This window comes from Mesorhizobium sp. WSM4846, from assembly GCF_055811415.1.
In genome coordinates, this window is record NZ_JBVVPZ010000001.1 from 265,828 (window position 1) to 290,712 (window position 24,885).

General features: G+C 63.4%; 23 protein-coding genes and 1 pseudogene. 12 read left to right on the top strand and 12 right to left on the bottom strand.

The genetic code is table 11. The annotated features are described in order from the left end of the window. Positions 1-5 precede the first annotated feature (5 nt). The 5 genes from AC0L15_RS01300 to AC0L15_RS01320 form a co-directional block, all read right to left on the bottom strand. Positions 6-1,316: a hemolysin family protein gene (locus tag AC0L15_RS01300; protein WP_287240008.1), complete on the bottom strand. Its 1,311-nt coding sequence runs from the start codon at positions 1,314-1,316 to the stop codon at positions 6-8. A gap of 231 nt (positions 1,317-1,547) precedes the next feature. Beyond that, positions 1,548-2,255 carry an LssY C-terminal domain-containing protein gene (locus tag AC0L15_RS01305; protein ID WP_031255203.1) on the bottom strand — a complete coding sequence of 236 codons (708 nt, stop codon included), beginning with the start codon at positions 2,253-2,255 and terminating at the stop codon, positions 1,548-1,550. 89 nt (positions 2,256-2,344) lie between these two features. Then, positions 2,345-3,145 (bottom strand): extensin-like domain-containing protein, encoded by an 801-nt coding sequence (locus tag AC0L15_RS01310; protein ID WP_287246441.1) that lies wholly within the window; start codon positions 3,143-3,145, stop codon positions 2,345-2,347. A 192-nt stretch (positions 3,146-3,337) separates the two neighbouring features. Beyond that, complete coding sequence (locus AC0L15_RS01315) at positions 3,338-4,330, bottom strand: extensin family protein (RefSeq protein WP_287246442.1); 993 nt, start codon at positions 4,328-4,330, stop codon at positions 3,338-3,340. 75 nt (positions 4,331-4,405) lie between these two features. After that, entirely contained in the window at positions 4,406-4,831 is a 426-nt protein-coding gene (locus AC0L15_RS01320; RefSeq protein ID WP_023799808.1) for a DUF3775 domain-containing protein, read from the bottom strand. Between the two features lie 197 nt (positions 4,832-5,028). Between AC0L15_RS01320 and AC0L15_RS01325 the strand changes: the two genes are divergently transcribed. Next, positions 5,029-5,568: a tetratricopeptide repeat protein gene (locus tag AC0L15_RS01325; protein WP_128247258.1), complete on the top strand. Its 540-nt coding sequence runs from the start codon at positions 5,029-5,031 to the stop codon at positions 5,566-5,568. Between the two features lie 285 nt (positions 5,569-5,853). Then, positions 5,854-6,327, top strand: a complete 474-nt coding sequence (greA, locus tag AC0L15_RS01330; protein WP_023799806.1) for a transcription elongation factor GreA — start codon at positions 5,854-5,856, stop codon at positions 6,325-6,327. Between the two features lie 240 nt (positions 6,328-6,567). On the opposite strand, the gene waaC is transcribed toward greA, so the two are convergent. The 3 genes from waaC to rfaD are packed head-to-tail and all read right to left on the bottom strand — an operon-like array spanning position 6,568 to position 9,469. After that, positions 6,568-7,542: a lipopolysaccharide heptosyltransferase I gene (gene waaC, locus AC0L15_RS01335; protein WP_287246443.1), complete on the bottom strand. Its 975-nt coding sequence runs from the start codon at positions 7,540-7,542 to the stop codon at positions 6,568-6,570. Then, positions 7,539-8,546, bottom strand: coding sequence for a lipopolysaccharide heptosyltransferase II (gene waaF, locus AC0L15_RS01340; protein WP_287246444.1), 1,008 nt, complete (start codon positions 8,544-8,546; stop codon positions 7,539-7,541). The genes waaC and waaF overlap by 4 nt, the downstream gene beginning before the upstream one ends. After that, positions 8,519-9,469, bottom strand: coding sequence for an ADP-glyceromanno-heptose 6-epimerase (gene rfaD, locus AC0L15_RS01345; protein ID WP_287246445.1), 951 nt, complete (start codon positions 9,467-9,469; stop codon positions 8,519-8,521). The genes waaF and rfaD overlap by 28 nt, the downstream gene beginning before the upstream one ends. Positions 9,470-9,635: 166 nt before the next feature. Here rfaD and AC0L15_RS01350 point away from each other — a divergent pair. From AC0L15_RS01350 to AC0L15_RS01365, 4 genes and pseudogenes are all read left to right on the top strand, one after another. Then, positions 9,636-10,267, top strand: a pseudogene (locus AC0L15_RS01350) (LysE family translocator). Positions 10,268-10,418: 151 nt separating this feature from the next. After that, positions 10,419-11,909: a D-glycero-beta-D-manno-heptose-7-phosphate kinase gene (gene rfaE1 / locus AC0L15_RS01355; protein ID WP_287246446.1), complete on the top strand. Its 1,491-nt coding sequence runs from the start codon at positions 10,419-10,421 to the stop codon at positions 11,907-11,909. A gap of 7 nt (positions 11,910-11,916) precedes the next feature. Further along, the gene (locus AC0L15_RS01360; protein WP_287246447.1) at positions 11,917-12,489 is read left to right on the top strand and encodes a D-sedoheptulose-7-phosphate isomerase; all 573 of its coding nucleotides are present in this window, start codon (positions 11,917-11,919) and stop codon (positions 12,487-12,489) included. After that, entirely contained in the window at positions 12,482-13,147 is a 666-nt protein-coding gene (locus AC0L15_RS01365) for a D-glycero-alpha-D-manno-heptose-1,7-bisphosphate 7-phosphatase (RefSeq protein ID WP_287246448.1), read from the top strand. The genes AC0L15_RS01360 and AC0L15_RS01365 overlap by 8 nt, the downstream gene beginning before the upstream one ends. Here AC0L15_RS01365 and AC0L15_RS01370 read toward each other — a convergent pair. Next, entirely contained in the window at positions 13,144-13,629 is a 486-nt protein-coding gene (locus AC0L15_RS01370) for an Lrp/AsnC family transcriptional regulator (protein ID WP_287246449.1), read from the bottom strand. The two genes, AC0L15_RS01365 and AC0L15_RS01370, sit on opposite strands and share 4 nt — an antisense overlap. Before the next feature lie 261 nt (positions 13,630-13,890). Between AC0L15_RS01370 and trxB the strand changes: the two genes are divergently transcribed. After that, positions 13,891-14,865, top strand: coding sequence for a thioredoxin-disulfide reductase (gene trxB / locus AC0L15_RS01375; protein WP_287246450.1), 975 nt, complete (start codon positions 13,891-13,893; stop codon positions 14,863-14,865). Between the two features lie 72 nt (positions 14,866-14,937). Beyond that, positions 14,938-15,834: a LysR family transcriptional regulator gene (locus tag AC0L15_RS01380; RefSeq protein WP_023799796.1), complete on the top strand. Its 897-nt coding sequence runs from the start codon at positions 14,938-14,940 to the stop codon at positions 15,832-15,834. Between the two features lie 45 nt (positions 15,835-15,879). On the opposite strand, the gene AC0L15_RS01385 is transcribed toward AC0L15_RS01380, so the two are convergent. Next, entirely contained in the window at positions 15,880-16,380 is a 501-nt protein-coding gene (locus AC0L15_RS01385) for a methyltransferase family protein (RefSeq protein WP_287246451.1), read from the bottom strand. A 744-nt stretch (positions 16,381-17,124) separates the two neighbouring features. Continuing rightward, positions 17,125-19,176, bottom strand: a complete 2,052-nt coding sequence (locus AC0L15_RS01390; protein WP_287246452.1) for an elongation factor G — start codon at positions 19,174-19,176, stop codon at positions 17,125-17,127. Positions 19,177-19,525: 349 nt separating this feature from the next. Here AC0L15_RS01390 and AC0L15_RS01395 point away from each other — a divergent pair, with 349 nt between their 5' ends. Both AC0L15_RS01395 and AC0L15_RS01400 read left to right on the top strand, forming a co-directional pair. Continuing rightward, positions 19,526-19,933 carry a (R)-mandelonitrile lyase gene (locus AC0L15_RS01395; RefSeq protein ID WP_287246613.1) on the top strand — a complete coding sequence of 136 codons (408 nt, stop codon included), beginning with the start codon at positions 19,526-19,528 and terminating at the stop codon, positions 19,931-19,933. Positions 19,934-20,004: 71 nt separating this feature from the next. Continuing rightward, positions 20,005-21,528 (top strand): DHA2 family efflux MFS transporter permease subunit, encoded by a 1,524-nt coding sequence (locus AC0L15_RS01400; RefSeq protein WP_287246453.1) that lies wholly within the window; start codon positions 20,005-20,007, stop codon positions 21,526-21,528. 61 nt (positions 21,529-21,589) lie between these two features. Here the strand turns inward: AC0L15_RS01400 and AC0L15_RS01405 are convergent, their stop codons facing one another. Next, positions 21,590-22,792, bottom strand: coding sequence for a pyridoxal phosphate-dependent aminotransferase (locus AC0L15_RS01405; protein ID WP_023799790.1), 1,203 nt, complete (start codon positions 22,790-22,792; stop codon positions 21,590-21,592). A 205-nt stretch (positions 22,793-22,997) separates the two neighbouring features. Between AC0L15_RS01405 and AC0L15_RS01410 the strand changes: the two genes are divergently transcribed. Further along, positions 22,998-23,933 carry an EAL domain-containing protein gene (locus AC0L15_RS01410; protein WP_287064140.1) on the top strand — a complete coding sequence of 312 codons (936 nt, stop codon included), beginning with the start codon at positions 22,998-23,000 and terminating at the stop codon, positions 23,931-23,933. Beyond that, a complete protein-coding gene (locus AC0L15_RS01415; protein WP_023799788.1) occupies positions 23,930-24,784 on the top strand; it encodes an EAL domain-containing protein in 855 nt (284 codons plus the stop codon). Before AC0L15_RS01410 ends, AC0L15_RS01415 begins: the two co-directional genes overlap by 4 nt. Positions 24,785-24,885 lie beyond the last annotated feature (101 nt).

Below are 24,885 nucleotides of genomic sequence, written 5' to 3' on the forward strand. Positions count from 1 at the left end.
CCCTGCTACCGTACGATTTCGCGATGGCCGCCGGGCAGGCGGGTGGCGATGAGCTTGTCGATGCGGCGGCCGTCGAGGTCGACGACCTCGAAGCGCCAGCCCTGCGCATCGACGCATTCGCCGGTCGTCGGCAGATGGTGCAGATGCGCCAGCACATAACCGGCGACAGTCTCGTAGTCGCGGTTCTCGGGCAGGTCGATGCCGAGAACGTCCGCCATCTCGTCAGCCTGCATGTAGCCGGCGAGCAGCCATGAGCCGTCGTCACGCTTGACGGCGTTTTCCTCGTCGCCGGCGTCGAGGTCAGCCCGGAACACGCCGGTGATGGCTTCCAGTATGTCAGCCGGGGTGACGATGCCTTCGAAATGGCCGTATTCGTCATGGACCAGCGCCATCGGCACGTTGGATTCCTTGAGCGTCGAAAGGACATCCAGCGCGTCGGCCTGGTCATGGACGATGGGAGCGGTGCGCACGTGCCGGCGCGGGTCGAGCGCGCGACCGCCGAGCATCGCGGCCAGCACGTCGCGGGTCTGGACGACGCCGATCATGGCATCGACGCTGCCATCGCCGGCTGGCAGGCGCGAATGCTGGGTCTCCATCAACAGCTTGCGGGTCGCCGCGTCGTCGGACTGCAGGTTGATCCAGTCGACCTCGGTGCGCGGCGTCATCACCGCGCGGACGGCGCGGTCGCCGAGCCGCATGACGCCGGCGATCATGCGCCGCTCGTCGGATTCGATGGTGCCGTGATGCTCGGCCTCGGCGACCAGCATCTTGATCTCCTCGTCGGTGACCTTCTCCTCGCTTTCACCGCGCTGGCCAAGCAGCCACAGCATGGCGCGGCCGGAAATGTCGAGCAGGAAGACCAGCGGCGCCGAAACGGTGGCGAGGATGGTCATCGCCGGAGCAACCCTGGCGGCGACGCGTTCGGGATCGCGTAGCGCGATCTGCTTGGGCACCAGTTCGCCGATGATCAGCGAGAAGTAGGTGATGAGGGCGACGACGATGCCGACTCCGATCGGGTCGGCAAGGCTTTCGCGGATGCCGGTCGATGCCAGGAACACGGACAGCCGCTCGCCGAGCGTGGCGCCGGAAAAGGCGCCGGACAAAACACCGACCAGGGTGATGCCGATCTGCACCGACGACAGGAATTTGCCTGGATTGGAGCCGAGCGCCAAGGCGCGTCCGGCGCCGGTGACGTTGCGGTCGATCATCGCCTTGAGGCGGGCCGGCCGTGACGAGACGATGGCAAGCTCGGACATTGCCAAAAGGCCGTTCACGCAGATGAGGACGACCACGATAGCGATTTCAGCGTAAAGCATGCGCGGTCAATAGCATTGCGGCGCGGTCTTCGAAAATAGACGGCCGTCATTTTTCATGCCGGCGGGCGCACCATCTCATGCGGCATCCCATGGCGGCGACGAAAAATGCTCGATCAGGGCGTCGACGACGACACGGACTTTTGGCGTCAGGCTGCGCGTCACCGGCCAGATGGCGCGCATGACGACGTCTTCGAGGAGACAGTCCGACAGGACCGTCTCTTCGTCTTGTGCCTACGGCAGCTGCCGCAGCAGGCCAACCACCGCCTTGCCATCGGTGAAATAGGGATCGCCGCCGCCATTGCGCCCGGTCTTTGTCGCACCGATGCCCGATATCTCGCTGGTCGAGATCAGCATGCCAGCGGCAGACAGGTCGCGGATCAGGAAGTCGCGCTCGGCGTCGATGTCGGGACCGATATGGTGGGTGATCTGGCCGGTGTCGTGGCTGAGGCCGACGCCGCGATCGTAGCTTGCCGCACCCAGCCAGAGCGGCCGGCCATCGTCTCCGGTCGCATCGGTCTGCCAGAAGCGGACGTGATGGCGCCGGTCGGCACTGTCGCCGACCGGCTTCTCGAAGGCCAGATCCTGTGCACGGCCTTCGAACAACAGCCGGCTGACCGGCGCGTCGGGATAGGGCCGATCGAACAGCACGCTTTCGCCGATCTCGATCGCCGTCTCCAGCGTGAGAGCGTCGGCCGTGTCCCATCCGGCGACGGCGAAGGCGTGGACCAGCTCTTTTTTGGTGCCGACGAGGCCGACATTGATCGGATCGCCGGCGATGCCTTGCGGCGTGTGCGTCACCATCTCGAAGCGCTGCGTGCGGAAGTTGCGGTCGCGCAGGGTCCAGAATTCCGGCGCGGCGAAATAGGCGAGCACGAGGTAGCCGGCACAGAACGCCACCAGCCAGATCGTTGCGCGTCGTCGAAGGCTTCGTCGGCTCATGCGACACCACCGTGGTGATATGACCTCACCTTATGTGACGTCATTCTACGCGGCGGCGCACACCTTGGGCAGTGGGCACGCGATCGGGCTCAGCGGCAGGCGCGGTAGCCGTTCTTGCGGTTCTTGATGTCGAAATGGAAATGGTTGCGGTGGTCGTAATTGTAGCCGGGGCCGAGCACGGTGGTGAAATACTGGCAGCCGTCGGCGCGCACAGCGTTGAGGAAGCCGCGGGTGCGGAAGGCGAACAGGCCGGGCTTGCGCACGTCGATCTCCTTGCCATTGCTAAGCTCGATGCTCATGAGGTCGAGCGCGTTGCCCTTGCCGTGCTCCGACAGCGTGCCTTCGCCGGCGATCCTGCGGCAGGAATAGCTCGAGCCCTGGCGAATGGTCCTGACGCCGGAGAAATAACGCCAGCGGGCGGACGGGACCAGTTCATTCCTGGCCCAGCCGGCGAAGGTGGCGGCCATGTCGCAGGTCAGCGTCGCGGCCGGCTTCATCGCGATGCGGCCGATGGCCGAGATCTTGACCGGGTAGTCGATGCCGCACTGGCCTTCGCGGATCGGCGCAACGTCGGTGTAGACGACGCCCAGGCGCTTCAAATCCTTGCGGCACTCGACCTCGCTGGCTGGCATCTGTTCGGTCGGCGCCATCGGCTCGTCCATGCGCGGATAGGCGGCGGTCATGTAAGGGTTGGATGGGACGAGGCGCTGCATTCCAGCGTACTCTGGGACAGCTGATGTCTGGCTGCCGACATCGACGGCCGGTTCCAGCGAGAGCACGCTGCCGGTGGTGCAGGCCGAGATCGCTGCGATGGCAAGCCCGCCGGCAATCATGCGCGCGCGTCTCACTTGCCGCACGGCGACAGACGCGGCGCGAAATATCCCGGCCATTGGCAGGTTCCCGGTCCCCGAGCCGATCAGGCTCCATGTCATCGTTTGATCATGATCTTTCTCCGAAAACCGGATCCCACTTTTCGGGGTCATGATCAGATGAAACGGAGCTTACCCGCCAACAGTAAAGGAAAAATCAGCGGCTGCGTTTACGGCTGCGGCCAAATTGCGGCGCGTCGGTCCGCAACCATATCACTGGCAGAAGGTGCCGCCGTTGCGGCGCGGTGCAAGATCGAGATGGAGATGGAGCGAATGATCGGCATCGCTGCCCGGGCCAAGCACGGTCTTGAACGGTCCGCAGGCTGCCTTGCGTATTGCGTTCAGGAATTTCGCGTCCTTTTCCGGCGGCGCCGGGCGGATGTCGATCCTCCTGCCGTCCGAAAGCGTGAAGCTGGCGATGTCGAGCGCGTTGCCGAAGGCGTGCTCCGACAATTTCCCGCCGCCATTGCGGTGGCGGCAGACGAAGGCGGATGCCTGGCCGACCGACTTGAGTTCGGCGCCGAGCTCGGCCTTGGCCGCCGGCTGGACGATATCGGCGGCGAAGCGCGCGGCGGCCTCGGCCATCTGGCAATTCAACTCGGATTCGGGGTTGATATCCAATGACTTGCCCAGCGTCTTCAGTGCGATCGGATAGGGGATAGAGCAGCCGACCGCCGCATCGTGCTCGGCTTTGCGTTCCTCGAAGTCGACGCCCATCGACTTCAGCCGCCGGCGGCAGGCCAGTTCCTCGTCCGGCATTTTCTCCTGCGGCACAGCGGTCGAGCGCGGGTCGGGAGGGATTTTTTTCTCCGGCGCCTGCGCCGGCTTCTCCGGTGGTTTTGGCGCGGCGGCCGATGGTTTAGCCTTGGCGGGCTTTTCGGTCGGCGTCGGAGCGACTGCCGGAGGCTGCGGCTGGGCTTCCTGATGCCGGTCCGACCTCTGCTGGTTCAGCGTGTCGATCGCCGGTTGATCAGGCTCTGGCGCATCCGCAGGGCGCGGCTCGGGGATCGGCACGTCGGCAGGCGCGGCTTCTTGCGCCGATTGCGGCTGATTGAGCTCCGGGACGGGCACGTTATCGGGCAGTTCCGGAGCTTGGGCCAGGGCCGCTCCTGCGGACAGCATCGCCGCCGCCAAAGGCAGCGCCAATTTGCTCAATCTGATCGATGTGGCCAATCTGATCGATGTAGGAGGGGTCAGCGCCGCCATTTGCCCTTAACGGCGGGCGAATGCGGAAGTTGCCTGAACGAGGGTTTTGGCCGATCACAAACCGTGACCGCGTTGTTACGCACCGATCGCTTCCAGCCCTTCCTCAAGCCAGTCGGCCAGCAGCGGCATGCCGAGCAGATATTTCGCCGTGCGCTTGTTGGCGCGCTCGCGCGCGGCCGTCAGCGCGTCCGCCCATTCCGAGGCGTCATAGTCGCCGCGGCCAACCCAGGCGAGTGCGACGAGTTCGGCCGCCTCGTCGACATTGAGATCGTTGATCAGTTCGCGCAATTCTTCTTCGGTGAGGTCCTCGGAACGTTCCTCGACAAGACCGTCATGATGATGGTTGTCATGCGCCTCGCTATCGAGTTCTACCTCGTGCTCGGCGCCATCGGCATAGTCTTCGTTGACGGCGGCGCTCAACGCCTTCGCCTTGAGGATGAACAGGCGCACGGTGTCGGGACCGATCGAAAGCTCCCATTCTTTTTCAAGGCGCCGCTGCACTGGCCGTCTCCGCATACTCCGTTGGCGTTTGCTGAATGATAGCGGATTTGCAGCGCTCGTCACGTTTTGTTCGGCGCTTCCATTTTCCGACTGGCGCGGGCCGTTGAAAAGGCTTTCACTGGCCGTGGCTTTTTTCCGGGATGAAACCGCTTTTGCCCGGCGTTAGTCTTGCATTGTCATGCTTCAGGGAGAGTTCGATGCGCAGACGATTGCTGATCCAGGTTCTGGCGGTTGCCGCCCTGCCGCTGTTTGCTGTTCCGGTGTTTTCGGCCGGTGAAGGTGGAGGCGGTGGCGATGGCAGCCAGACGACACAGTGCAAGAAAGGCAAGGTCTGGGACAAGAAGCTGAAGAAGTGCGTCGCGCCCAAGCACGGCATGCTGGACGACGACAACATCTATGAAGCCGGCCGCGCGCTGGCGATGGCAGGACGTTATGACGAGGCGATTGCCGTGCTCAGCCTGGCTGCGGACAAGAAAGATCCTCGCATCCTCAACTACCTCGGCTACTCGCACCGCCATTCCGGACGCGTCACCGTCGGTCTCGGCTATTATGAGGAAGCGCTGCGCATCGATCCTGATTACACGCTGGTACGCGAATATCTCGGCGAGGCGCACCTGCAGATCGGCGATCTCGCCGGCGCCCGGGAACAGCTCCGCGAGATCGAGAAACGCATCGGCAAGGGATCTCGTGAATACGGCATGCTGTCCGAGCAGATAGACCGTTTCATGAAGAGCTGAATAGAAAGCCCGAACACCGCCTCACCACCGGCTGTGAGCAATCGCAGCCGGTTTTATTGCGGCGCGCCCGGCCAGCCGGGCTGCCATGACGGGATTTCCGCAAATGGCGGGCGAATTTTTCAAAACCGATTTTTTGGCGTGAAAAACCCACGAAGATTGCTATATTGGAGGAAATTGCGGTGACACGGTTCCGTTAGCCCGAGGCTGCCGGACCGTTTTCTTTTTGTACCCATCGACAAGGTCGCTCCCGGAATGCGGGGGCGGCGGCAGGAAAGGTCAGGCATTATGAACAAGGTCCCGATGACAGGCGAGGGGTTCGCGTCATTGAAGGAAGAACTGCGCTGGCGCCAGCAGGAAGAGCGGCCGCGCATCATCGAAGCAATCTCCGAAGCGCGCTCGCACGGCGATCTCTCTGAAAACGCGGAATACCACGCGGCGAAAGAGGCGCAGAGTCTCAATGAGGGCCGCGTCAACGAGCTCGAGGATTTTATCGCCCGCGCCGAGGTGATCGACATCACCAAGCTCAGCGGCGAAAAGGTCAAATTCGGCGCGACCGTGGTGCTGGTCGACGAGGACACGGAAGAGAAGAAGACCTACCAGATCGTCGGCGACCAGGAGGCGGATGTAAAGTCAGGCCGCATCTCGATCTCCTCACCGATCGCGCGGGCGCTGATCGGCAAGGAAGTCGGCGATGCCATCGAGGTCAACGCGCCAGGCGGCGCGCGGGGCTATGAGATCGTCCAGGTGCAGTTCATTTAGGGCCTTTTGTTAATTCTACTCTGGCGGCCGACTAGCGCGGTTTTCTGCGCTTCCTACAGCGCCGCGCGTCTTTTGGACGCGCAAAGGACGCTGTAGGACTTTTGATTTGCGCATGATCCTTTCCGAAAATCGATTCCGATTTTCGGGGTCATGCGCGAAGCTCACGTACTTTAAGTACGCTCCGCTCCGGTTCTCGAAAACCACGTTATTCGACTCGCCAGAGCGAATTCTGAAAAGGTCCTATGTCGCGGCCTGCGATTTGAGCGCCAGCAGCTTCTCTGCCTCCGCCACCACCTCTATCGGCGCGACACGACTGCCGGGCGCGGCCAGCAGCGTCGACGAGAACGGCCCGCGCGGGCCGGTCAGGCCGGGTTCTGTCGCCACAAACACCGCGACGGTCGGCAGGCCGAAGGCACTGGCGAGGTGGGTAAGGCCGGTATCGGCGCCGATGATCAGCACCGACCGGCCGATGATCGCGGCGATCTCGGCAAGCGGTGATTTCGGCACCAGCACGGTCTGTGGAACGGCTTGGGCGATCGCCTCGGCAACCGCCTTTTCCCTGTCGTTCGACCAGGTGGTGACCGGCGTCATTCCTCTTTCGACGAGAAGCCGGGCAATCTCGATCCAGTCGCCGACCGGCCATTTCTTGTCCTCGCGGCTGGTGCCGTGCAACAGGAAGGCGGCTTTTTCGCCGACAAAGGTCGAACCGCTGGCCGGCGGCACGATGCCGGAGTCGAGCCCGGAAAAATCCGGTTCGTAGCCGAGCGCCAGCCCGAACAGCCGCCTTGTGCGTTCGATGGCGTGCAGATCGCGCGGCACAGCATAGCCGCGGTCGTAGAACAAGGTCGCCGAAGGCTCGCGAGCGCTCGACCGGTCGAAGCCGGCGATCGGCGCCGCGGCCTGTTTCGCCACCACGGCCGACTTCAGCAATCCTTGCGCGTCGATGACGAGATCGTAGCGGCAATCCCGCAAGGCGCGGCGCAATGCCGCTGCCTCGCGCCATGTGCCGCGGCCGAGCGGGCTTGTGCGCCAGCGCCGGATTGCCACGGTGTGGATGGTTGCGATCGCCGGATGCAACGCCACGATGCCGCCAAAAGCCTCTTCCACACACCAGTCGAACGACACGTCCGGCCGCTTGCGGCGCGCATCCTCGACAGCCGGAAAGCTGTGGATGACGTCACCCATCGAAGATGTCTTGACGATCAGCACCCTCATGCGGCGGCCGGCATTTCCAGCAGCCTTTCCGCCGCTGCCGCGACCTGCGCCACCTCAAGCGTGTTCAGGCAGTTGAGGTGGCCGAGCGGGCAGATTTTCCGATGGCAGGGCGAACAGGACAGGCCGAGCCAGACCAGTTCGCGCTGCTCGGCGAGCGGCGGCGTATTGTGCGGCGAGGTCGATCCGTAGACGGCTACGATCGGCGTGCCGACCGCGGCCGCAACATGCATCAGCCCACTGTCGTTCGACACCGCAAGCCTGGCTGCGGCGATCAGGTCGATGGCGTCCTCCAGCCGCGTCTGGCCGGCGAGGTCGACAACATCAGGTGCAAGCGTGGCGATTTCCGCCGTCACCTCAGCGTCGTTCTTCGATCCGAACAGCGCGACCGCAAAACCTTTAGCCATCATGTCGCGGGCAAGGCCGGCATAGCGGTCGCTCGGCCAGCGTTTGGCCGGCCCGAACTCGGCGCCGGGCATCAGCGCGACGAATTTTTTCGCCTCCAGCCCGAAGCGGCCCAGCAATGCCGCCTGGTTTTTCGCTTCGACGGCGAGCTTGGGAGCATGGAACGTGCCGCCTTGCGCGAGGCCGAAATAGGCCTGCGCCGTGCGCCGTTTCACATCGTCGGGCAAGGCTACGATATCGGTCAGCAGCCCGTAGCGCATTTCCTTGAGGTAGCCGACACGGCGCGGAATGCGGGCAAAGAACGGGACCAGCGCCGACTTCCAGCTTCCAGGCATGACATAGGCGATGTCGTAGTGGCCGCGCAGCAGGCGGCCGAAGCGCCTTCGCATGCGGAATTCCAGCGCTCCGGATTTCAGCGGCAGATCGACCTGCCGGCGTATTTCGGGCATCCGCTTGACCAGTGGCGCCGCCCATGCCGGCGCCAGCACGTCGATCGCCGCGTTCGGGTGAAGCTCTCTCAGCGCCGAGAACAGGCACTGCGCCATCACCATGTCGCCCACCCAGCGTGGGCCGATCACGAGGATCGTTGGGCTTTCAGCCATTCGACATAGTCTCTGACGCCGGTTTCCACTGTGCGAAACTGACCATTGTAACCGGCGGCGCGCAACCGGGACATGTCAGCTTGCGTAAAACTCTGGTAGCTGCCCTTGAGGTGATCGGGGAAGTCGATGAACTCGATCTCGCCTTTGCCGAGCGCGCCGATCACCGTTTCGGCAATGGCGCGGAACGGCTGGGCACGGCCGGTGCCGCAGTTGAAGATGCCGCTCGAGCCGCGTTTCCACAACCATAGATTGATGTCGGCAACGTCGCCGACATGGATGAAGTCGCGGCTCTGCTCGCCAGGTCCAAAACCGTCATAGGCGCCGAACAGCTTTGGGTTGTGGCCTTGCTCGACCTGGTTGAACAGATGGTAGGCGACCGAGGCCATGGCGCCCTTGTGCGCCTCGCGTGGCCCATAGACGTTGAAGTAACGCAGGCCTGCCACCGGCGAATGGTCGGTTTCGAAGACGGTGCGGCGGACATAGTCGTCGAACAGCTTCTTTGAATAGGCATAGACATTGAGCGGGCGCTCGCAGTCCGGCTCCTCGCGAAACTCGGCGCCGCCGCCATAGACGGAAGCCGAGGAGGCATAGAGGAAAGGCAGCCGCAGCGCCAGGCAGGCATGCAGCAGCCGCTTCGAATAGGCGTAGTTCACGTCCATCATGAACTTGCCGTTCCACTCGGTGGTGGTCGAGCAAGCGCCCTGGTGGAAGACGGCCTCGATGCGGCCGAGGTCGCCGGCCTCCATCCGCGGCAGGAAATCGTCCCTGTCGAGATAATCGGCGATCTGCAGGTCGGCGAGATTGGCGATCTTGTGGCCGTCGGTCAGGTCGTCGACGACGAGAATGTCGCTGATCCCTTCGGCATTGAGCGCGGCGACGATGTTTGAGCCTATCATGCCGGCGCCGCCCGTGACGATGATCATGAAAGCCTCTGGTATCTTGTGCCGATTCCGGCCCTTATAGGGGAGGCTTGCGGGGCTGTCGATAAAGCAGGTCGCAATCCGGCGGTTGGCTGCAGACCTCAGTGCCGCCGCACAGCTTTCGCTTCAGTCGGCGATCCACCGGCGAAGCACGACAGGAGCAAGGGTAATACCGTCGACCGAACTGCTTATCGCCTTTTTCGCCACCACGGCGATCTTTGCCTACATCCCCGGTCCGGCGATGCTTTACGCTGCTGCGCAAACCATGGCGCGCGGCCGCTGGTCCGGCCTGACGGCGGCGTTGGGTATCCATCTTGGCGGCTATGTGCACGTCGTCGCTGCCGCTGCGGGACTGTCCGTGCTTTTCCATGCCGTGCCGACGCTCTACATGGCGGTCAAGCTGGCCGGCGCGCTCTATCTGATCTGGCTGGGTGTGTCGCTGTTCCGCGCCAGGCGCAAGACGATGCTGTTATCTCAGGTATTGAGCCGAAATCCGCCCGCCGCGCCTTTTTCGAGAGTATCACCGTCGAGGTGCTCAATCCCAAGACGGCAATCTTCTTCATGGCGTTCCTGCCGCAATTCATCGACGCATCGGCGACGTTTCCCATCTGGCTGCAATTCCTTGTCCTCGGGACGATCGTCAATCTGATGTTCTCCTCGGCGGATGTCATGTGCGTGGTGCTGGCGGGTGCGCTGATCACCAGGCTGCGGCCCTCGAGCCACGCGCAACGCCTGATGCGGCGTGCGGGCGGCGCGGTGCTGGTCGGATTGGGTGTTCATGTGGCTTTGCAAAAAAGTTGATCCGCCAACCGGCGTTGGCTGTGGTCGGTTCGGCGCCTGCCGTTGCGCTGAGCCGAATTGCGGTATATCGGCTTCGCCATGAACGACCAGCCCTGCCAGTCCAGCGGTTTCACAGCATCGGGACCGGCTCTCATTGCACGTCGAAGATGACATGAGCGAGCAATACCTGCCTTCTCCCGAACCGCTTCACCGCGCTATCTCGCGGTTCGGCAACGTCACCGTGCTGGTGGTCGGCGACTTCATCCTCGACCGTTTCGTCAACGGCGTCATCGAGCGGATTTCGCCTGAAGCGCCCATTCCGGTGCTGCGCGGGCGTGGCGAAATCTCGGCGATGGGTGGCGCCGGCAATGTCGTCGCCAACATCGTCTCGCTCGGCGCCGCCGCGATACCGGTTTCGGTGATCGGCGCCGATCCGGCCGGCGACAATCTCATGCGCATGCTCACCGGACTTGGCGTCGACACTGGCGGTCTCGCGCAGGACGCCAACCGGATGACCTCGTCGAAAAGCCGCTTCAGCGCGCTCAACCAGCAGGTGCTGCGCTTCGACGAAGAGGAAATCAAGCCGCTGCGCGACGCCGAGCGGACGACGCTGATCCGGCATTTTCGCACGGCGCTGGCGCAGGCCGACATCGTCATTTTGTCCGACTACGGCAAGGGCATGTTGCTCGACGGCGTCGCCGGCGAACTGATCTCGATCTGCCGCGAGGCGGACAAGCCGGTGCTGGTCGATCCCAAGGGCCGCGACTATGCTTGCTACTCCGGTGCGACGGCGATCACCCCCAATCGCAAGGAACTTGGCGAGGCGGTCGGACGCGCGGTGTTTGCCGATGACGAGATCGTCGCCGCGGCGCGTGAGCTGATCTCGGCACACGGCTTCGAGTTCGTCGTCGCGACGCGCAGCGAAAAAGGCATGAGCGTCGTCGACGCCGACGATGCCCGCCACATTTCCACGCAGGCGCGGGAGGTGTTCGACGTTTCCGGCGCCGGCGACACTGTCATCGCTACGTTTGCGTTGGCCCTGGCTGCGGGCGCCGACCGCGTCAATGCGGCGGCCATCGCCAACGCGGCCGGTGGCGTGGTGGTGGGAAAGCGCGGCACCGCACGGCTGACGGTCGAGGAACTCACCGGCGCGCTGTTTCGCTCGCATGGACCGATCGCCCACAAGGATGCAATCCTCGATGCGGCTGCCGCCGCACGGCTGGTGGCGACGTGGAAGGACGAAGGCCTGAGCGTCGGTTTCACCAATGGCTGCTTCGATATCCTTCATGCCGGCCATGTCAGCCTTTTGCATGCGGCGCGCAGCCAGTGCGACCGGCTGGTGCTCGGCCTCAACAGCGATGCCTCGGTGCGCCGGCTGAAAGGGCCGGGGCGCCCGGTCAACGACGAGCATGATCGCGCCTGCGTGCTGGCGGCGCTTGCCTCGGTCGATGCCGTCGTCGTCTTCGAGGAAGACACGCCGCTCGCGCTGATCGAGGCGCTGAAGCCCGACATACTGGTCAAGGGCGCCGACTATACGATCGATCAGGTGGTCGGCGCCGAAATCGTGCAGAAGGCGGGCGGCCGCGTCGTGCTGGTCGATCTCGTCGCCGGCAAGAGCACCACCGGCACCATCGGCAAGTTGCGCGCCGGCAGCACAAACTGAGGTTTTCATGTCCGAACTGAACGACTACCTGGTCCGCTCGGCGGCCGCGATCACCGCGATGGTCGAGCGCGACCTCACCAGCGAGATGGAGCGGGCGGTTACCGCCGTCGTCGCCGCGCTTTCGCAGGGCAAGGCGCTGCTGATCTGCGGCAATGGCGGCTCGGCCAGTGACGCCATCCACATCGCCGGCGAACTGGTCGGCCGCTTCCTGAAGGAGCGCAAGGCCTACAACGTCATCGCGCTGCCAGCCAATGCGGCGGTGCTGACCGCCTGGGGCAATGATTACGGCTTCGACACGGTGTTCTCACGCCAGGTCGAGGCGCATGGCGCCGCGGGCGCTGTGCTGCTCGCCATCTCGACCAGCGGCAACTCGCCCAGCATCCTCGCCGCCGCCGAACAGGCGCGCATGATGGACATGACGGTAATCAGCCTGACCGGCGACAGCGGCGGCAAGCTCAAGCCGCTCTCCGATATCCTGCTCAACGTGCCCTCGACCTCGACGCCGATCATCCAGCAGGGGCATCTGTGCCTCTATCATCATCTGTGCGAAATGGTCGAAGCGCACCTCTGTGATGGCTGACATCGGCCCGGTCGTGAGGTCTGATCATTACCCGCTCGAAGCGCCGGGCCTGTGGGTCGAGCGGGTCGGTAGCCCGGCTTTTCCAGCTGGCACGCCGGCGTTGTTCCTCGACCGCGACGGCACCATCAATGTCGATAGCGGCTACCCCAGCGATCCGGCTGACATCGTGCTGCGGCCGCAGATGCTGCCGGTGATCCGAACGGCCAACATCGCTGGCCTTCCGGCAATCGTGGTCTCCAACCAGTCAGGCATAGCTCGCGGCTATTTCGGCTGGCCGGAGTTCGCCGCGGTCAATGCCCGGCTGCTGGCGCTTCTCGAAGCGCAGAATTGCCGGATCGATCTGGTGCTCGCCTGCGCCTACCATTCAAGCGGGACGGGCGATCTGGCAGGAGGTGATCATCCGATGCGCAAGCCCAATCCGGGCATGCTTCTGCGCGCCCGCGATCTGCTGGGCGTGGATAACAGCCGTTCGATCATCGTCGGCGACAAGGCCGATGACATGGAAGCCGGGCGGCGAGCCGGGCTTTGCGAGGGTTGGCTGGTGAACGGCAGATCCAATCGGACTTCCGGCGAAGGTATGTTCAGGACGCGCAATCTGACGACCGATAACGATCACAGCAAACTCTGCGACGCCATCGCCGAGCTCGGCCGGGATTAAGGTCTCACTTCGCTGAAGGCCACCAGGCCCTCGTCCTTGACGCGGCGGATGGTCAGTGCCGTCCGCACCGTGTCGACATTCGGCGCCGAGGCCAGTTCCTCGATGACGAAGGTCTGGAAGGCGCCGAGGTCGCTCGCCACGCAATGCAGCAAAAAGTCGGATTCGCCCGACACCATCCAGGCGTCGCGAACGATCGGCCAGCCGCGGGTGCGTTCGGCGAAGGTTTTAAGCTCCGCATCGGCCTGATGATGCAGGCCGATGAGGCAAAAGCCGACGACGTCCAGGCCGAGCGCCCGCGCATTGAGCAAGGCGCGATAGCCGCGGATGATGCCGGTCTCTTCCAGCCGCCTGACGCGACGCAGGCATGGCGGCGCCGAAATGCCGACGCGGCCGGACAATTCGACATTGGTCATGCGCCCGTCGTGCTGAAGCTCGCGCAGGATCTTCCAGTCGATGGCGTCGAGATCGGCTTTGAGCGGCATGGACACCTTCGGCGCTTCACGCAAGAATCTTTCGTGATTTTGTAATTAAACGACTTTGGTGTCCATTCCATCCCTTCAGTCGCTGATTTTCGGACAGTCGCCCGCGCAAGATGTTCATGGGTCGTCTGTTTGCGGGGAAGCTTTCCGGGGACGAAGGCCAGGTCGTCTTGCTGGCGTCGCCTGCAACACCTAGATTAGGGGCCGAAATCGAGCCTTGTGCCGGGCGCTTCATTCGCGTCCGGTTGTTGTGAAAGCCCTGATATGACGTCCAAGCACGCACCCGTTCTCATCATCGGCTCCGGTCCCGCCGGCTATACGGCGGCAATCTACGCCGCCCGCGCCATGCTGAAGCCGATGCTGGTCGCCGGCCTGCAGCAGGGCGGCCAATTGATGATCACCACCGATGTCGAAAACTATCCGGGCTTCGCCGATCCGATCCAGGGTCCGTGGCTGATGGAGCAAATGCTGAAACAGGCCGAGCATGTCGGCACCGACGTCATCAACGACATCATCATCGAGGTCGACCTCAACGTGCGGCCGTTCCGTGCCAAGGGCGATTCCGGCGCCACCTATACCGCCGACGCGCTGATTATCGCCACCGGTGCGCAGGCGAAATGGCTGGGCATCCCGAGCGAACAGACTTTTATGGGCTTCGGCGTATCGGCCTGCGCCACCTGCGACGGCTTCTTCTATCGCGGCAAGGATGTCGCGGTAATCGGCGGCGGCAATTCGGCGGTGGAGGAGGCGCTCTACCTTTCCAACCTGGCCAAGAGCGTGACAGTCATCCATCGGCGCAGCGACTTCCGCGCCGAGCGCATCCTCAGCGAGCGGCTTTTTAAGAAGGACAATGTCCGCGTCATCTGGGAGACCGTCGTCGACGAGATCACCGGTCAGGCCGGCAAGATGCCGCTGCCGCCGTCGGTGGAACGACTGAAGCTGCGCAATCTGGTGACCGGCCAGGAGATGCATCTGATGGTCGACGGCGTGTTCGTGGCGATCGGCCATGCGCCGGCGGTCGAGCTGTTCGCCGGCAAGCTGAAGCAGAAGCCGAACGGCTATCTGTGGACGGCGCCGGATTCGACCTGCACCGACGTGCCGGGCGTGTTCGCCGCCGGCGACGTCACCGACGACATCTACCGCCAGGCGGTGACGGCGGCGGGACTCGGCTGCATGGCCGCGCTCGAGGCGGAAAAGTACCTCGCCGGGATCGAAGTTCACCGCGAAGCTGCGGAGTAGACAAGCGGCCGAGAAAAGCCGCGCAAAAGCCTGATTTTTCATTCAGACGCCAGAAAACAGAATGGGGACATCATGGCGTTGGACTGGGACAAGCTACGCGTGTTTCACGCTGCGGCGGAAGCTGGGTCGTTCACCCATGCCGCCGAGACACTGCATCTGTCGCAATCGGCGATCTCGCGGCAGGTCAGCGCGCTCGAACATGATGTCGGCGTGCCGCTGTTCAATCGCCATGCCCGCGGCCTGGTGCTGACCGAGCAGGGTGAGATGCTGTTCCGCACGGCGCATGACGTGCTGATGAAGCTGGAGACGATCAAGTCGCGGCTGACCGAAGCCAAGGATAGGCCTTCCGGCGTGCTCAGGGTGACGACCACGGTGGGGCTCGGTGCCGGCTGGCTGACCGAGCGCGTGCAGGAATTCATCGAGCTCTATCCCGAGATCAGCCTGCAGCTGATCCTGGCGAACGAGGAACTCGACCTCACCATGCGCCGGGCGGACTGCGCGATCCGGCTGCGCCAGCCGCAGCAGCCCGATCTCATCCAGCGCCGCCTGTTCACGGTGCATTTCCATCTCTACGCCGCCCCTTCCTACGTCAACAAATATGGCAAGCCGGCGTCGATCGCCGAGCTGAAGAGCCATCGCATCGTCACCTTCGGCGTGCCGGTGCCGGCGCATCTGTCGGAATTGAACTGGCTGGAAACGGTCGGCGATTTCGAAGGCGGGCAAAGGGTGCCGACGCTGCAGATCAACGACATATTGTCGATCAAGCGCGCGGTCCAGGGTGGCGCCGGCATCGCCATGCTGCCCGACTATGTGGTCAGCAAGGACTCAGGGCTGGTGCAGTTGCTGCCGGAGACCGAAGTGCCGTCCTTCGACACCTATTTCGCCTATCCCGATGCGATGAAGAACCAGGCGAAGCTGCACGTCTTCCGCGATTTCATCATCGCCAAGGCGCGTAGTTGGTCATTCTAAACCTCTGCACATCCCTTACCACCATGCATTGCGGACGATCCTCTCCTACTGGCCGCGCCATGGCGTCAGGCGGGGGAGCCAGCCTGGAACGGCATGGCGGTAGGCCTCGTACTCGGCGCCATAGCGGCGGGCAAGCGTCGGTTCCTCATGGAATTTCACGAACGAGACCATGGCGACGGCGGCGATAGCGGCATAGGCGACGAGAGCCGCGCTCGAAAACAGAAGCGACTGGCCAAGGATGATCGCCAGCACAGCCACATACATCGGGTTGCGGACATGGCGGTAGATGCCGCCGACAACCAGTCGATCGGTTGGGGCGACCGGAGCGGGCGTGCCTCGGCCTTCGAGAGCAAAACGGGCAAAGGCATGAAGCAGCAAGGCCGTTGCGACGACAATCAGGACCCAGCCGACCGGGACCAGGCCGGGCAGGGTCGACCATGGCAGACGATAGCGATCGGCCAACAGCCAAGGCAGCAATCCCGCAACCACACCGGGCGCTGCGATGAAGAACAGCGCTCTGCCGGCGATCGCCTGACGGGTCCTCATCGGGGCTTCCTTGGTCGCGATTTTCGGGCCGATGCATGGCTGCCGCAAAAATAAACGCGCGCTGCCTGATTCGCCATCATTCGTTGTTTTCTGCGTTCTGAACCGAAAATCGGCGCTGGTTCGCTATTTCGCAGTGATTCTTGACTGGCTGCGCACCGCATTTCGCGCTTCTTCTGGTCCTACGAGGCCAAGCAACGGCTTAGACCACAGCCTGTGTCATTTTGCATGCGAGTGTTGCAAAATAGATGCTTGTTTCTTGGGCAGGATGGCCACATATATGGATCATCTCCTGGGCGCGTTCTCCTCCCATTAGCGCCCTCGAGTGTTCCCCTCTGGAGGTTAGCCTTAACAGGCACTTCCAATCAAACTCAGCCGGATCTTCGTTGATCCGGCTTTTTTGTATCCCGAACCCTGCCGGCGCTGACGCAAAGCCGACCGAAATTGTCATGTAACAGTGACATGTAACCTCAGGTAACATGTCGCGGGCGCGCAGCATCGACTAAGCAGATCATAGGACGCGGTGTGGTTCGTGCGGGAGATGGGGGCATCACTCGGACGATCCGGGCTCAGGCGGCTACCGCGTCCGAACTATTCTTCCGCTGAGGCTGTCAAGCATTGGCGGCATGTGCGGCGGACCTGCCATTTCGCCTCCCACGAAGACGGTCCGCAAGAGAACGGCGTCCGGATCATGTCCGGACGCCGTTTCCTTGTGTTCTGCAGCCTGACTGTCGCCAAGTTCCAGTGTCAGGCGGCCTTGCCATTGGCGTTCAACGCCTCATCGGCCAGGCGGCCGGTGAGTTCGGCCATATGGTCGAAGCTGGCACGATAGCTGGCCACGCCCGCGGTGGCCGAACGCAGCTCGATGATCAGATCGCCGATCTCGGCCTGCGGCATGGTCGCCTCGACGACATCCCATCCCGGCCAGCCGGGCCGCGCATCATAGCCGAGGATTTGGCCGCGCCGCTGCGGGATCAGGGCGATGATTCTCGATGTTGCGTCGGACGGCGTGACGATTTCCACCTTCATGATCGGTTCAAGCAGCACCGGCGAGCAGGCGGCCATGCCTTCCTTCATCGCCAGCTTTGCCGCCATCTGGAAGGCCATGTCCGACGAATCGACGGAATGATAGGAGCCGTCGGACAGGTTGACGGCGACGTCGACCACAGGAAAGCCGAGCGGGCCCGATTTCAGATAATCGCGTACGCCGGCCTCGACCGACTGGATATAGGTTTTCGGCACGGCGCCGCCGGTGATGGTGTCGGTGAACTGGAAACCGGAGCCGCGCGGCAGCGGCTTGATCTCAATCACCACGTCGCCGAACTGGCCATGGCCGCCCGACTGCTTCTTGTGACGGCCACGCTGCTGCGCCGCTTTGCGGATCGTCTCGCGGTAAGGCACAGCCGGCGGATGGCCTTCGACCGGAATCTGGTTCTTGCCCTCCAGCCGCTCGCGCACGACACGCAGATGCATTTCGCCATGGCCCGACAGCACGGTTTCAGCCGAATCCTGATTGTGGCGCACGCTGAGCGAGGGATCTTCCTCGGCAAGGCGCTGGATGGCGGCCGACATCTTGACCTCGTCCTTGCGTTCCTTCGGTCGCAACGCAAAGGCAAAGACCGGTTGCGGCGGCGTCAGCGTGACCAAGGGCTTGATGCCGCCCTTGACCGAGCTCAAGGCCTGACCGGTCGTGACCTCGTCCATCTTGCCGAGCGCGACCGTGTCGCCGGCCGGGGCCGAGGTGAGCTTGGTCTGGTCCTTGCCGAGCATTCTGTAGATGCCGGAGACCTTTGCCGTCGCGCCGTTCGAAAGGAAGAGCTCGGAGGCGTCGGCAAGCTGGCCGGACAGGATGCGCGAGATCGACAGCTTGCCGCCATGCGCGGTGTGGATGGTCTTCATCACCTGGACCACGGTCGCATTGCCGTCAGGTGCGTCGAGGCGCTTGTGTGTTGCTTCAACATCGGGCGCGTCGTGGCGGATCGTTTTTAGCAGCCGCAGCACACCATTGCCCTTCTCGGCGGTGCCGATCAGCACCGGCGTCACGGCACCATCGCGCAAGTCGGCGGCCAGGTCGTCGAAGATAGCGTCCTTGGGCGGCTCGATTTCGTCGAGCAGCTGCTCCATCAGTTGATCATCATGGTCGGCGAGCGTCTCCAGCATGGAAAAGCGCGCTTCGAGCTCGCGCGCCTTGTCGTCGCTGGGAATCTGGGCGACTTCGCTTTCGGCATATTCGCGATAGATGTAGGCGCGCTCCAGCGCCAGATCGATCGAGCCGATCACCACGCCGTCCTTGCGCAGGGGAATCTGGCGCAGCAGCAAAGGCACCGAGCTCGCCGGCTGCAACATCTTCAGCGTGTCGCGCACGCCTGATATCGCCTTGTCGACTTTATTGAGGAACATGATGCGCGGCACGCCGAGATCGTCGAGCTTGCGCATGATCAGTTGCAGGGCAGGGATCTTCTTCTCGTCGGCTTCGGCGACGACCACGGCGAGGTCGCAGGCGGCCAGAACCGGTTCGGCTTCGAAGGAGAATTCTATGGAGCCGGGACAATCGACGAAGGTGAGTTGCTCGCCCATGAAGTCGGTGGTGGCAAACGTCGCCTCAACGCTCATAGCGTGGGCGCGTGCCTCGGGCGAATGATCGGAAACTGTGTTTCCCGAGGAGACCGGATTCTGGCGGGGGATGGCGCCCGTGCGGGCCAATATGGCTTCGAGAAGTGTCGTCTTACCGCTTGCAAAGGGACCGACTATGGCAATGCATTTCGGTCCCGTGCGTCGTCCTCCGGCGCGATTTCCCATGACTGACCTCCACTCAGGCGTTTCCCTGGGAGCGGCGGCCGGCCTGTCGACCGTCGCGGGCGGGGCTTTTTCAGTTTGCCGCCTACCCAAAGGCATCGTCCCACGGGTTAGGCGGGAGGGCAAGTGATTTGAGACCAGGATCGCCTGATGTCGCGGATGTTGAGCCATGATCGGCGAAGCCGTCGAATGCGGGCCTGGGCTTTCCGTCAATGCCGTGACAGGGTCCGTCGCCGAACAGCCGCAAAAGCGGTTGCGCCATGATGGTTATCGGATGAAAGTGCCGCTTCCTGCGACAAAAAGGAACGGTCGTCGCCGACCGATCCGCCATCAGCTTGAGGACTTTGCGACGATGAAGATCATTGCTTGCGGCAGCGTGCCGACCGTCATTGCGCCGGAAAAGTACTTCACCGGCCGCGTGTGGCAGACGCCGATCATCGAGAAGGAAGCGCCGGCGCGGCTACGCGCCGTCATGGTCGGTTTCGAGCCCGGCTCGCGTACCCACTGGCATACGCATCCGCTGGGCCAGACGCTCTATGTCGTGTCAGGCGCCGGCCTGGCGCAAAGCTGGGGCGAGCCGATACAGGCAATCAGGGCCGGCGACGTCATCTCGTTTGCGCCTGACGAAAAGCATTGGCACGGCGCCGGTCCAAAATCGGCGATGGCCCATATCGCCATGCAGGAGGCGCTCGACGGCGTCCATGCCGACTGGCTGGAGAAGGTGACCGACGAGCAGTATGGCGGCGTTGATCGGACCTAAAAGCGCGTCTCGTCTGATCATTGGTCGCGTCTGATCATTGTAGGTGATTTCCACGCTTAGGTTTGGGTTTCATGTCGAACCGTCGCTTGCCTCTTGTTGCCGCAGTCTATCTCGGCACATTCGTCGCACTGCTCGACATCAGCATCGTCAACGTCGCCCTGCCGACGATCCAGATTGCGCTCGGCATCGATTTCGCCGGGCTGCAATGGGTGATCGACGCCTACACGCTTTGCCTGTCGGCCTTCATGCTGTCGGCAGGCCTGATCGGCGACCGCTACGGGCGCAAGCGCTCCTGGCTGGCAGGCATCGGCATCTTCGTGGCTGGGTCTGCCATATGTGCAATCGCGCCCAACCTGTCGGTGCTGCTGGTGGGCCGGGTGGTGCAAGGGATAGCCGGATCGCTGATCATTCCGGGTGCGCTGTCGATTCTGACGCAGGCGTTTCCCGACGGTCGCGAGCGTGCCGGCGTTATCGGAGGCTGGGCGTCGTTCGCAGCCGTCTCGCTGCTCACCGGCCCGGTCGTCGGCGGCATCCTGGTCGAAACCGCCGGATGGCAGAGCATTTTCCTGATCAACCTGCCGCTCGGCCTGGCCACGATCGCGCTCGGTGCGGCTTCGATCGTAGAGACTTCACACCCCGAGCATGCCCATCTCGATCTTGTCGGCCTGGCACTCAGCATTCTGTGGCTGGGCGCGCTGACCTTCGGTCTGATCTCGGCGGGCGAAAACGGTTGGGGCGATCGAGAGGCTGTTATCGCCCTTGTCGTCGGCTTCGCCGGCCTAGTGGCATTCCTTGTCTTCGAGGCACGCACGCCGCGGCCGATGCTGCCGCTTGGCCTGTTCCGCGACGTTCGCTTCGCCGTCGCCAATGTCGCCTCGTTCGCGCTCGGCCTCACCTCCTACACCAGCGTCTTCCTCTATTCGATGTTCCTGCAGCAGGCACAGGGCTGGTCGCCGACACAGACCGGCCTGCACATGGCACCGCTGTTCCTCGTCCAAATGGTCGTGTCGCCGGCGATCGGCAGGCTCAGTCAGCGCTACGGACACTCGGCGCTGATGACATCGGGCTATCTTGCGAGCGGTTTTTCCATGCTGGGCATGTGCTGGGTTGGACCCTCGACACCCTATGTGACGATCGGCCTGCTGTTTGCCGTCGGCGGTCTCGGCAACGCGCTGTCCATCCCGACCGGCAGCGCTGCCGCGATGTCGTTTGCGCCGCGCGAGCGTTCGGGCGTGGTGTCGGCGGTGATCAACGCAACCCGCCAGGGCGGCACCGCCATCGGCATCGCCCTGCTCGGCGCCTTGATGAGCATGCGGGCAACAGCCCTGCTGACGGCGCATCTTGAAAATGCCGGTGTCGCCAATGCCGGAGCGGTGGCCCGCGCCGCGGTTTCAAGGCACGATTTCGCAGCCGATGCGGCTATGGGCAAGGACGGCCTGCGCGATCTGTTCGCAGCCGCCTATGCCGGGGGCTTCCATGCGGCGATGCTGACGGCCGCCATCGTTTCGTTCGTCACGGCCGGGTTTGTGGCCGCTATTCTGGCGCCGGCCGAGGCTCGTTCGGCGCGCGAAACCAATCACAGTCGCCAGGGATGAGACTGGCGCCGACCGCCAAAACCCGATTGCGAGCCGGGTTTGGTGTTCGAGATGCGCTTGATCAGGTCAGCGAGGCGGTGAAGCGCTGGATGCGGGCGCAGGCCTCTTCGAGCAACGCCTCCGACGTGGCATAGGAGATGCGGAAGTTCGGGCCGAGGCCGAATGCCGAACCGAACACGACCGCCACGCCCTCGGCCTCGAGCAGTTCCGAGCAGAAGGCTTCGTCGCTGTCGATCAGCTTGCCGGCTTTGGTCTTCTTGCCGATCAACTGGGAGCAGGACGGATAGACGTAGAAAGCACCTTCGGGAGACGGACATGTGATGCCGCGCGCCTGATTGAGCATCGACACGACGAGATCGCGCCGAGCCTGGAAAATCGCCTTGTTTTTCGCAATGAAATCCTGCGGACCGTTCAGCGCCTCCACCGATGCCCACTGGGCAATGGTGCAGGCGCCGGAGGTCTGCTGGCCCTGGATCATGTCCATCGCCTTGATAAGCGCCACCGGCCCGGCCGCATAGCCGATGCGCCAGCCGGTCATCGCATAGGCCTTCGACACGCCGTTCATGGTCAGGGTGCGCTCATAAAGCTTCGGCTCGACCTCGGCGATGGTCGTGAAGACGAAATCGCCGTAGATCAGGTGCTCGTACATGTCGTCGGTCAGCACCCAGACATTGGGGTGTTCGAGCAGCACGTCGGCCAGAGCGCGCAATTCAGCCTCGCTGTAGGCGGCGCCCGACGGGTTCGACGGTGAGTTCATCAACAGCCATTTGGTGCGCGGCGTGATCGCCTTTTGCAACGCCGCCGCCGTCAGCTTGAAGCCGTTGTCGATGGAGGTGTCGGCAAATGCCGGGGTGCCGCCGCAGATCGCTACCATCTCGGGATAGCTGACCCAGTACGGCCTCGGAATGATGACCTCGTCGCCGGGGTTCAGCGTCGCCATGAAGGCATTGAACAGGATCTGCTTGCCGCCGGTGCCGACGATGGTCTGCTCCGGCCGGTAATCGAGATTGTTCTCTCGCTTGAATTTTTGGGCGATTGCCTCGCGCAGCGGCACGATGCCGGACACCGGAGGATATTTCGTTTCGCCGCGGCGGATGGCCTCGATCGCAGCGTTCTTGATATTGTCCGGCGTGTCGAAGTCCGGTTCGCCGGCACCCAGCCCGATCACGTCACGGCCGGCGTTTTTCAGCTCGCGCGCTTTCTGCGTCACTGCGATGGTCGCGGAAGGCTTTACGCGGGAAAGGGCGTCGGCAAGAAAGGCCATGACGGCGTTGTCTCCTTGTAGGCTTGGCGGTGAGTCCGACCGCGGCGTCTCTCATGTCGCATCATCCCGCCAAGCGCAAGCATTGTCGGATGAGCCAGACCTCAAATCCCCGGCAAATCCGGCAACAATAAATTCACTTACACGCGGTAAAACTCCGGTCGGCTGGATCACGACCCATTCCACCAGTCTCGCAACGGGAGGAACCGTGTCGCGCAGCATCGGGCTTGCCCATATCGTCCGCCACGATGACGGCACCGCCAGCGGTGTCTGGGGCAATTATACGCTGCAAAGCGCGTTCCAGCCGATTTTTGCCTTCAGCAACGGCAAATTGTCCATCACCGGATTCGAGGGCCTGATCCGGCCGTTCCGCGACGCCGAGCCGCAGACGCCGGTGACTTTTTTCAACGCCTGTCCGACGGTCGACCGCCTGCATATCGAGGCGCTGACAAGGACGCTGCACCTTTTGAACGCCGGCGCCTGCCTGCCGCAGGAGGCATTCATTTTCATCAACTTCGATCCGTCGGTGTTCACCGATCGCAGCATCGCCGACAGCGCGCTGCGCGACATGCGGCTGGTGCTGCATGAGGCCGGGATCGATGCGAACCGCGTCGTCTGCGAGGTGACCGAGCAAAAGTCGGCGTCGCAGGAAACGCTCTACAATTTCGTCGAGGCGCTCAGGGCCAACGGGTTTCGCATCGCCGTCGACGACTACGGCGCCGAAGAGTCCGATATCAACCGGATCAAGGAGCTTAGGCCTGACATCGTGAAATTCGACGCCAACTGGATCATGCAACTGATGGAGTCCGGCGCCGGCTTCGCGCTGCTGACCGCCATGGTGGCAAGTTTCGAACAACAAGGCATCCGCACCGTGTTCGAGGGCATCGAGGAGGGCTGGCAGCTTGAACTGGCCGAGAAATCGGGAGCCTCGATGGTGCAGGGATTCGCGCTGGCGCGCCCGGAGCTTGCACCAACCAGCTTTCACGTCTTCGGCAAGGAGAGCCAAGTCTTCGGCAACGAAAGCCAAGTCTTCGGCAAGGAAAGGCAGATGCCGGTGACGGCGCCTGACGCCGGCGCGGCGCCTGCGACCGTCTCGCCTTCGCCGCGGCCGAAACGGGCTTTCGGGCGCAAGGTGGTGCCATGACCAGGCGGCCCGACAGGCGGCGCAATGTCGGCGAGGCAATCTTTGCCGACGAAGTCGGGATCGAATATGGCGTCTATGGCGCGTTCCGGCTGAGGAGCGCCTACCAGCCGATCTTTGCGCCGCGCGGCAGGTTTTTGAAGGCCGTCGCCGTCGAAGGCCTGATCGAGCCGCACCGCGCCGGCAGGCCGGTCGCGCCGCGCGTATTCTTCGAGGGCATCCCCGTGGCGGATCGCCTGTTCGTCGAGACGATGTGCCGGGTACTGCATCTCAGGAATTTCCGCAACATCGGCGTCGGCGGGCTCGACCTGTTCTTCAACTACAATCCGCTGATCAATGATGACCCCGGGCGAGCGCTGGCAGAAATCAGGCTGATGACCAGGCGTCTCGCCGAGTTCGACCTCCACCCCGGCATGCTGGTCTGCGAGATCACCGAGCAGGCGGCTGAAGACAAGGTGCTCGTCAGCCTGGCGCGCGAGATGCGGCGTGACGGCATCCGCATCGCCATCGACGATTTCGGCACCGGGCATTCGACGGAAGAACGGGTCGCTCTTGTCCAGCCCGACATCGTCAAGATCGACGGCACTTGGTTCGCGGAATTCTGCCGCCATGCCGCCGCCGAACGGTTTTTCCGGCCGCTGGTCTCCGCGCTGCATGACCGCGGCGCCAAAGTGCTGGTCGAAGGCATCGAGCAAGCCACGCATCTGCGCGTCGCGCTGGACGGCGGCGTTGACCTGATGCAAGGATTTTACCTTGCCCGGCCGGCGCTGGCCGGCACGGTCTTCGACGAGGAGCCGCTGCCCATCGACAGGCTGCTTGGCATGGCCAACAACGTCGTGCCGTTGTTTGGGTGATCCATCACCGGCGCTGATGGTTGCGCCAAAACAAATCACTGGATGAAGCCGTCGCTGCCAGGATAATTGCCGATAAAGGCGGCTCCGCCGAGGGGAGCGGC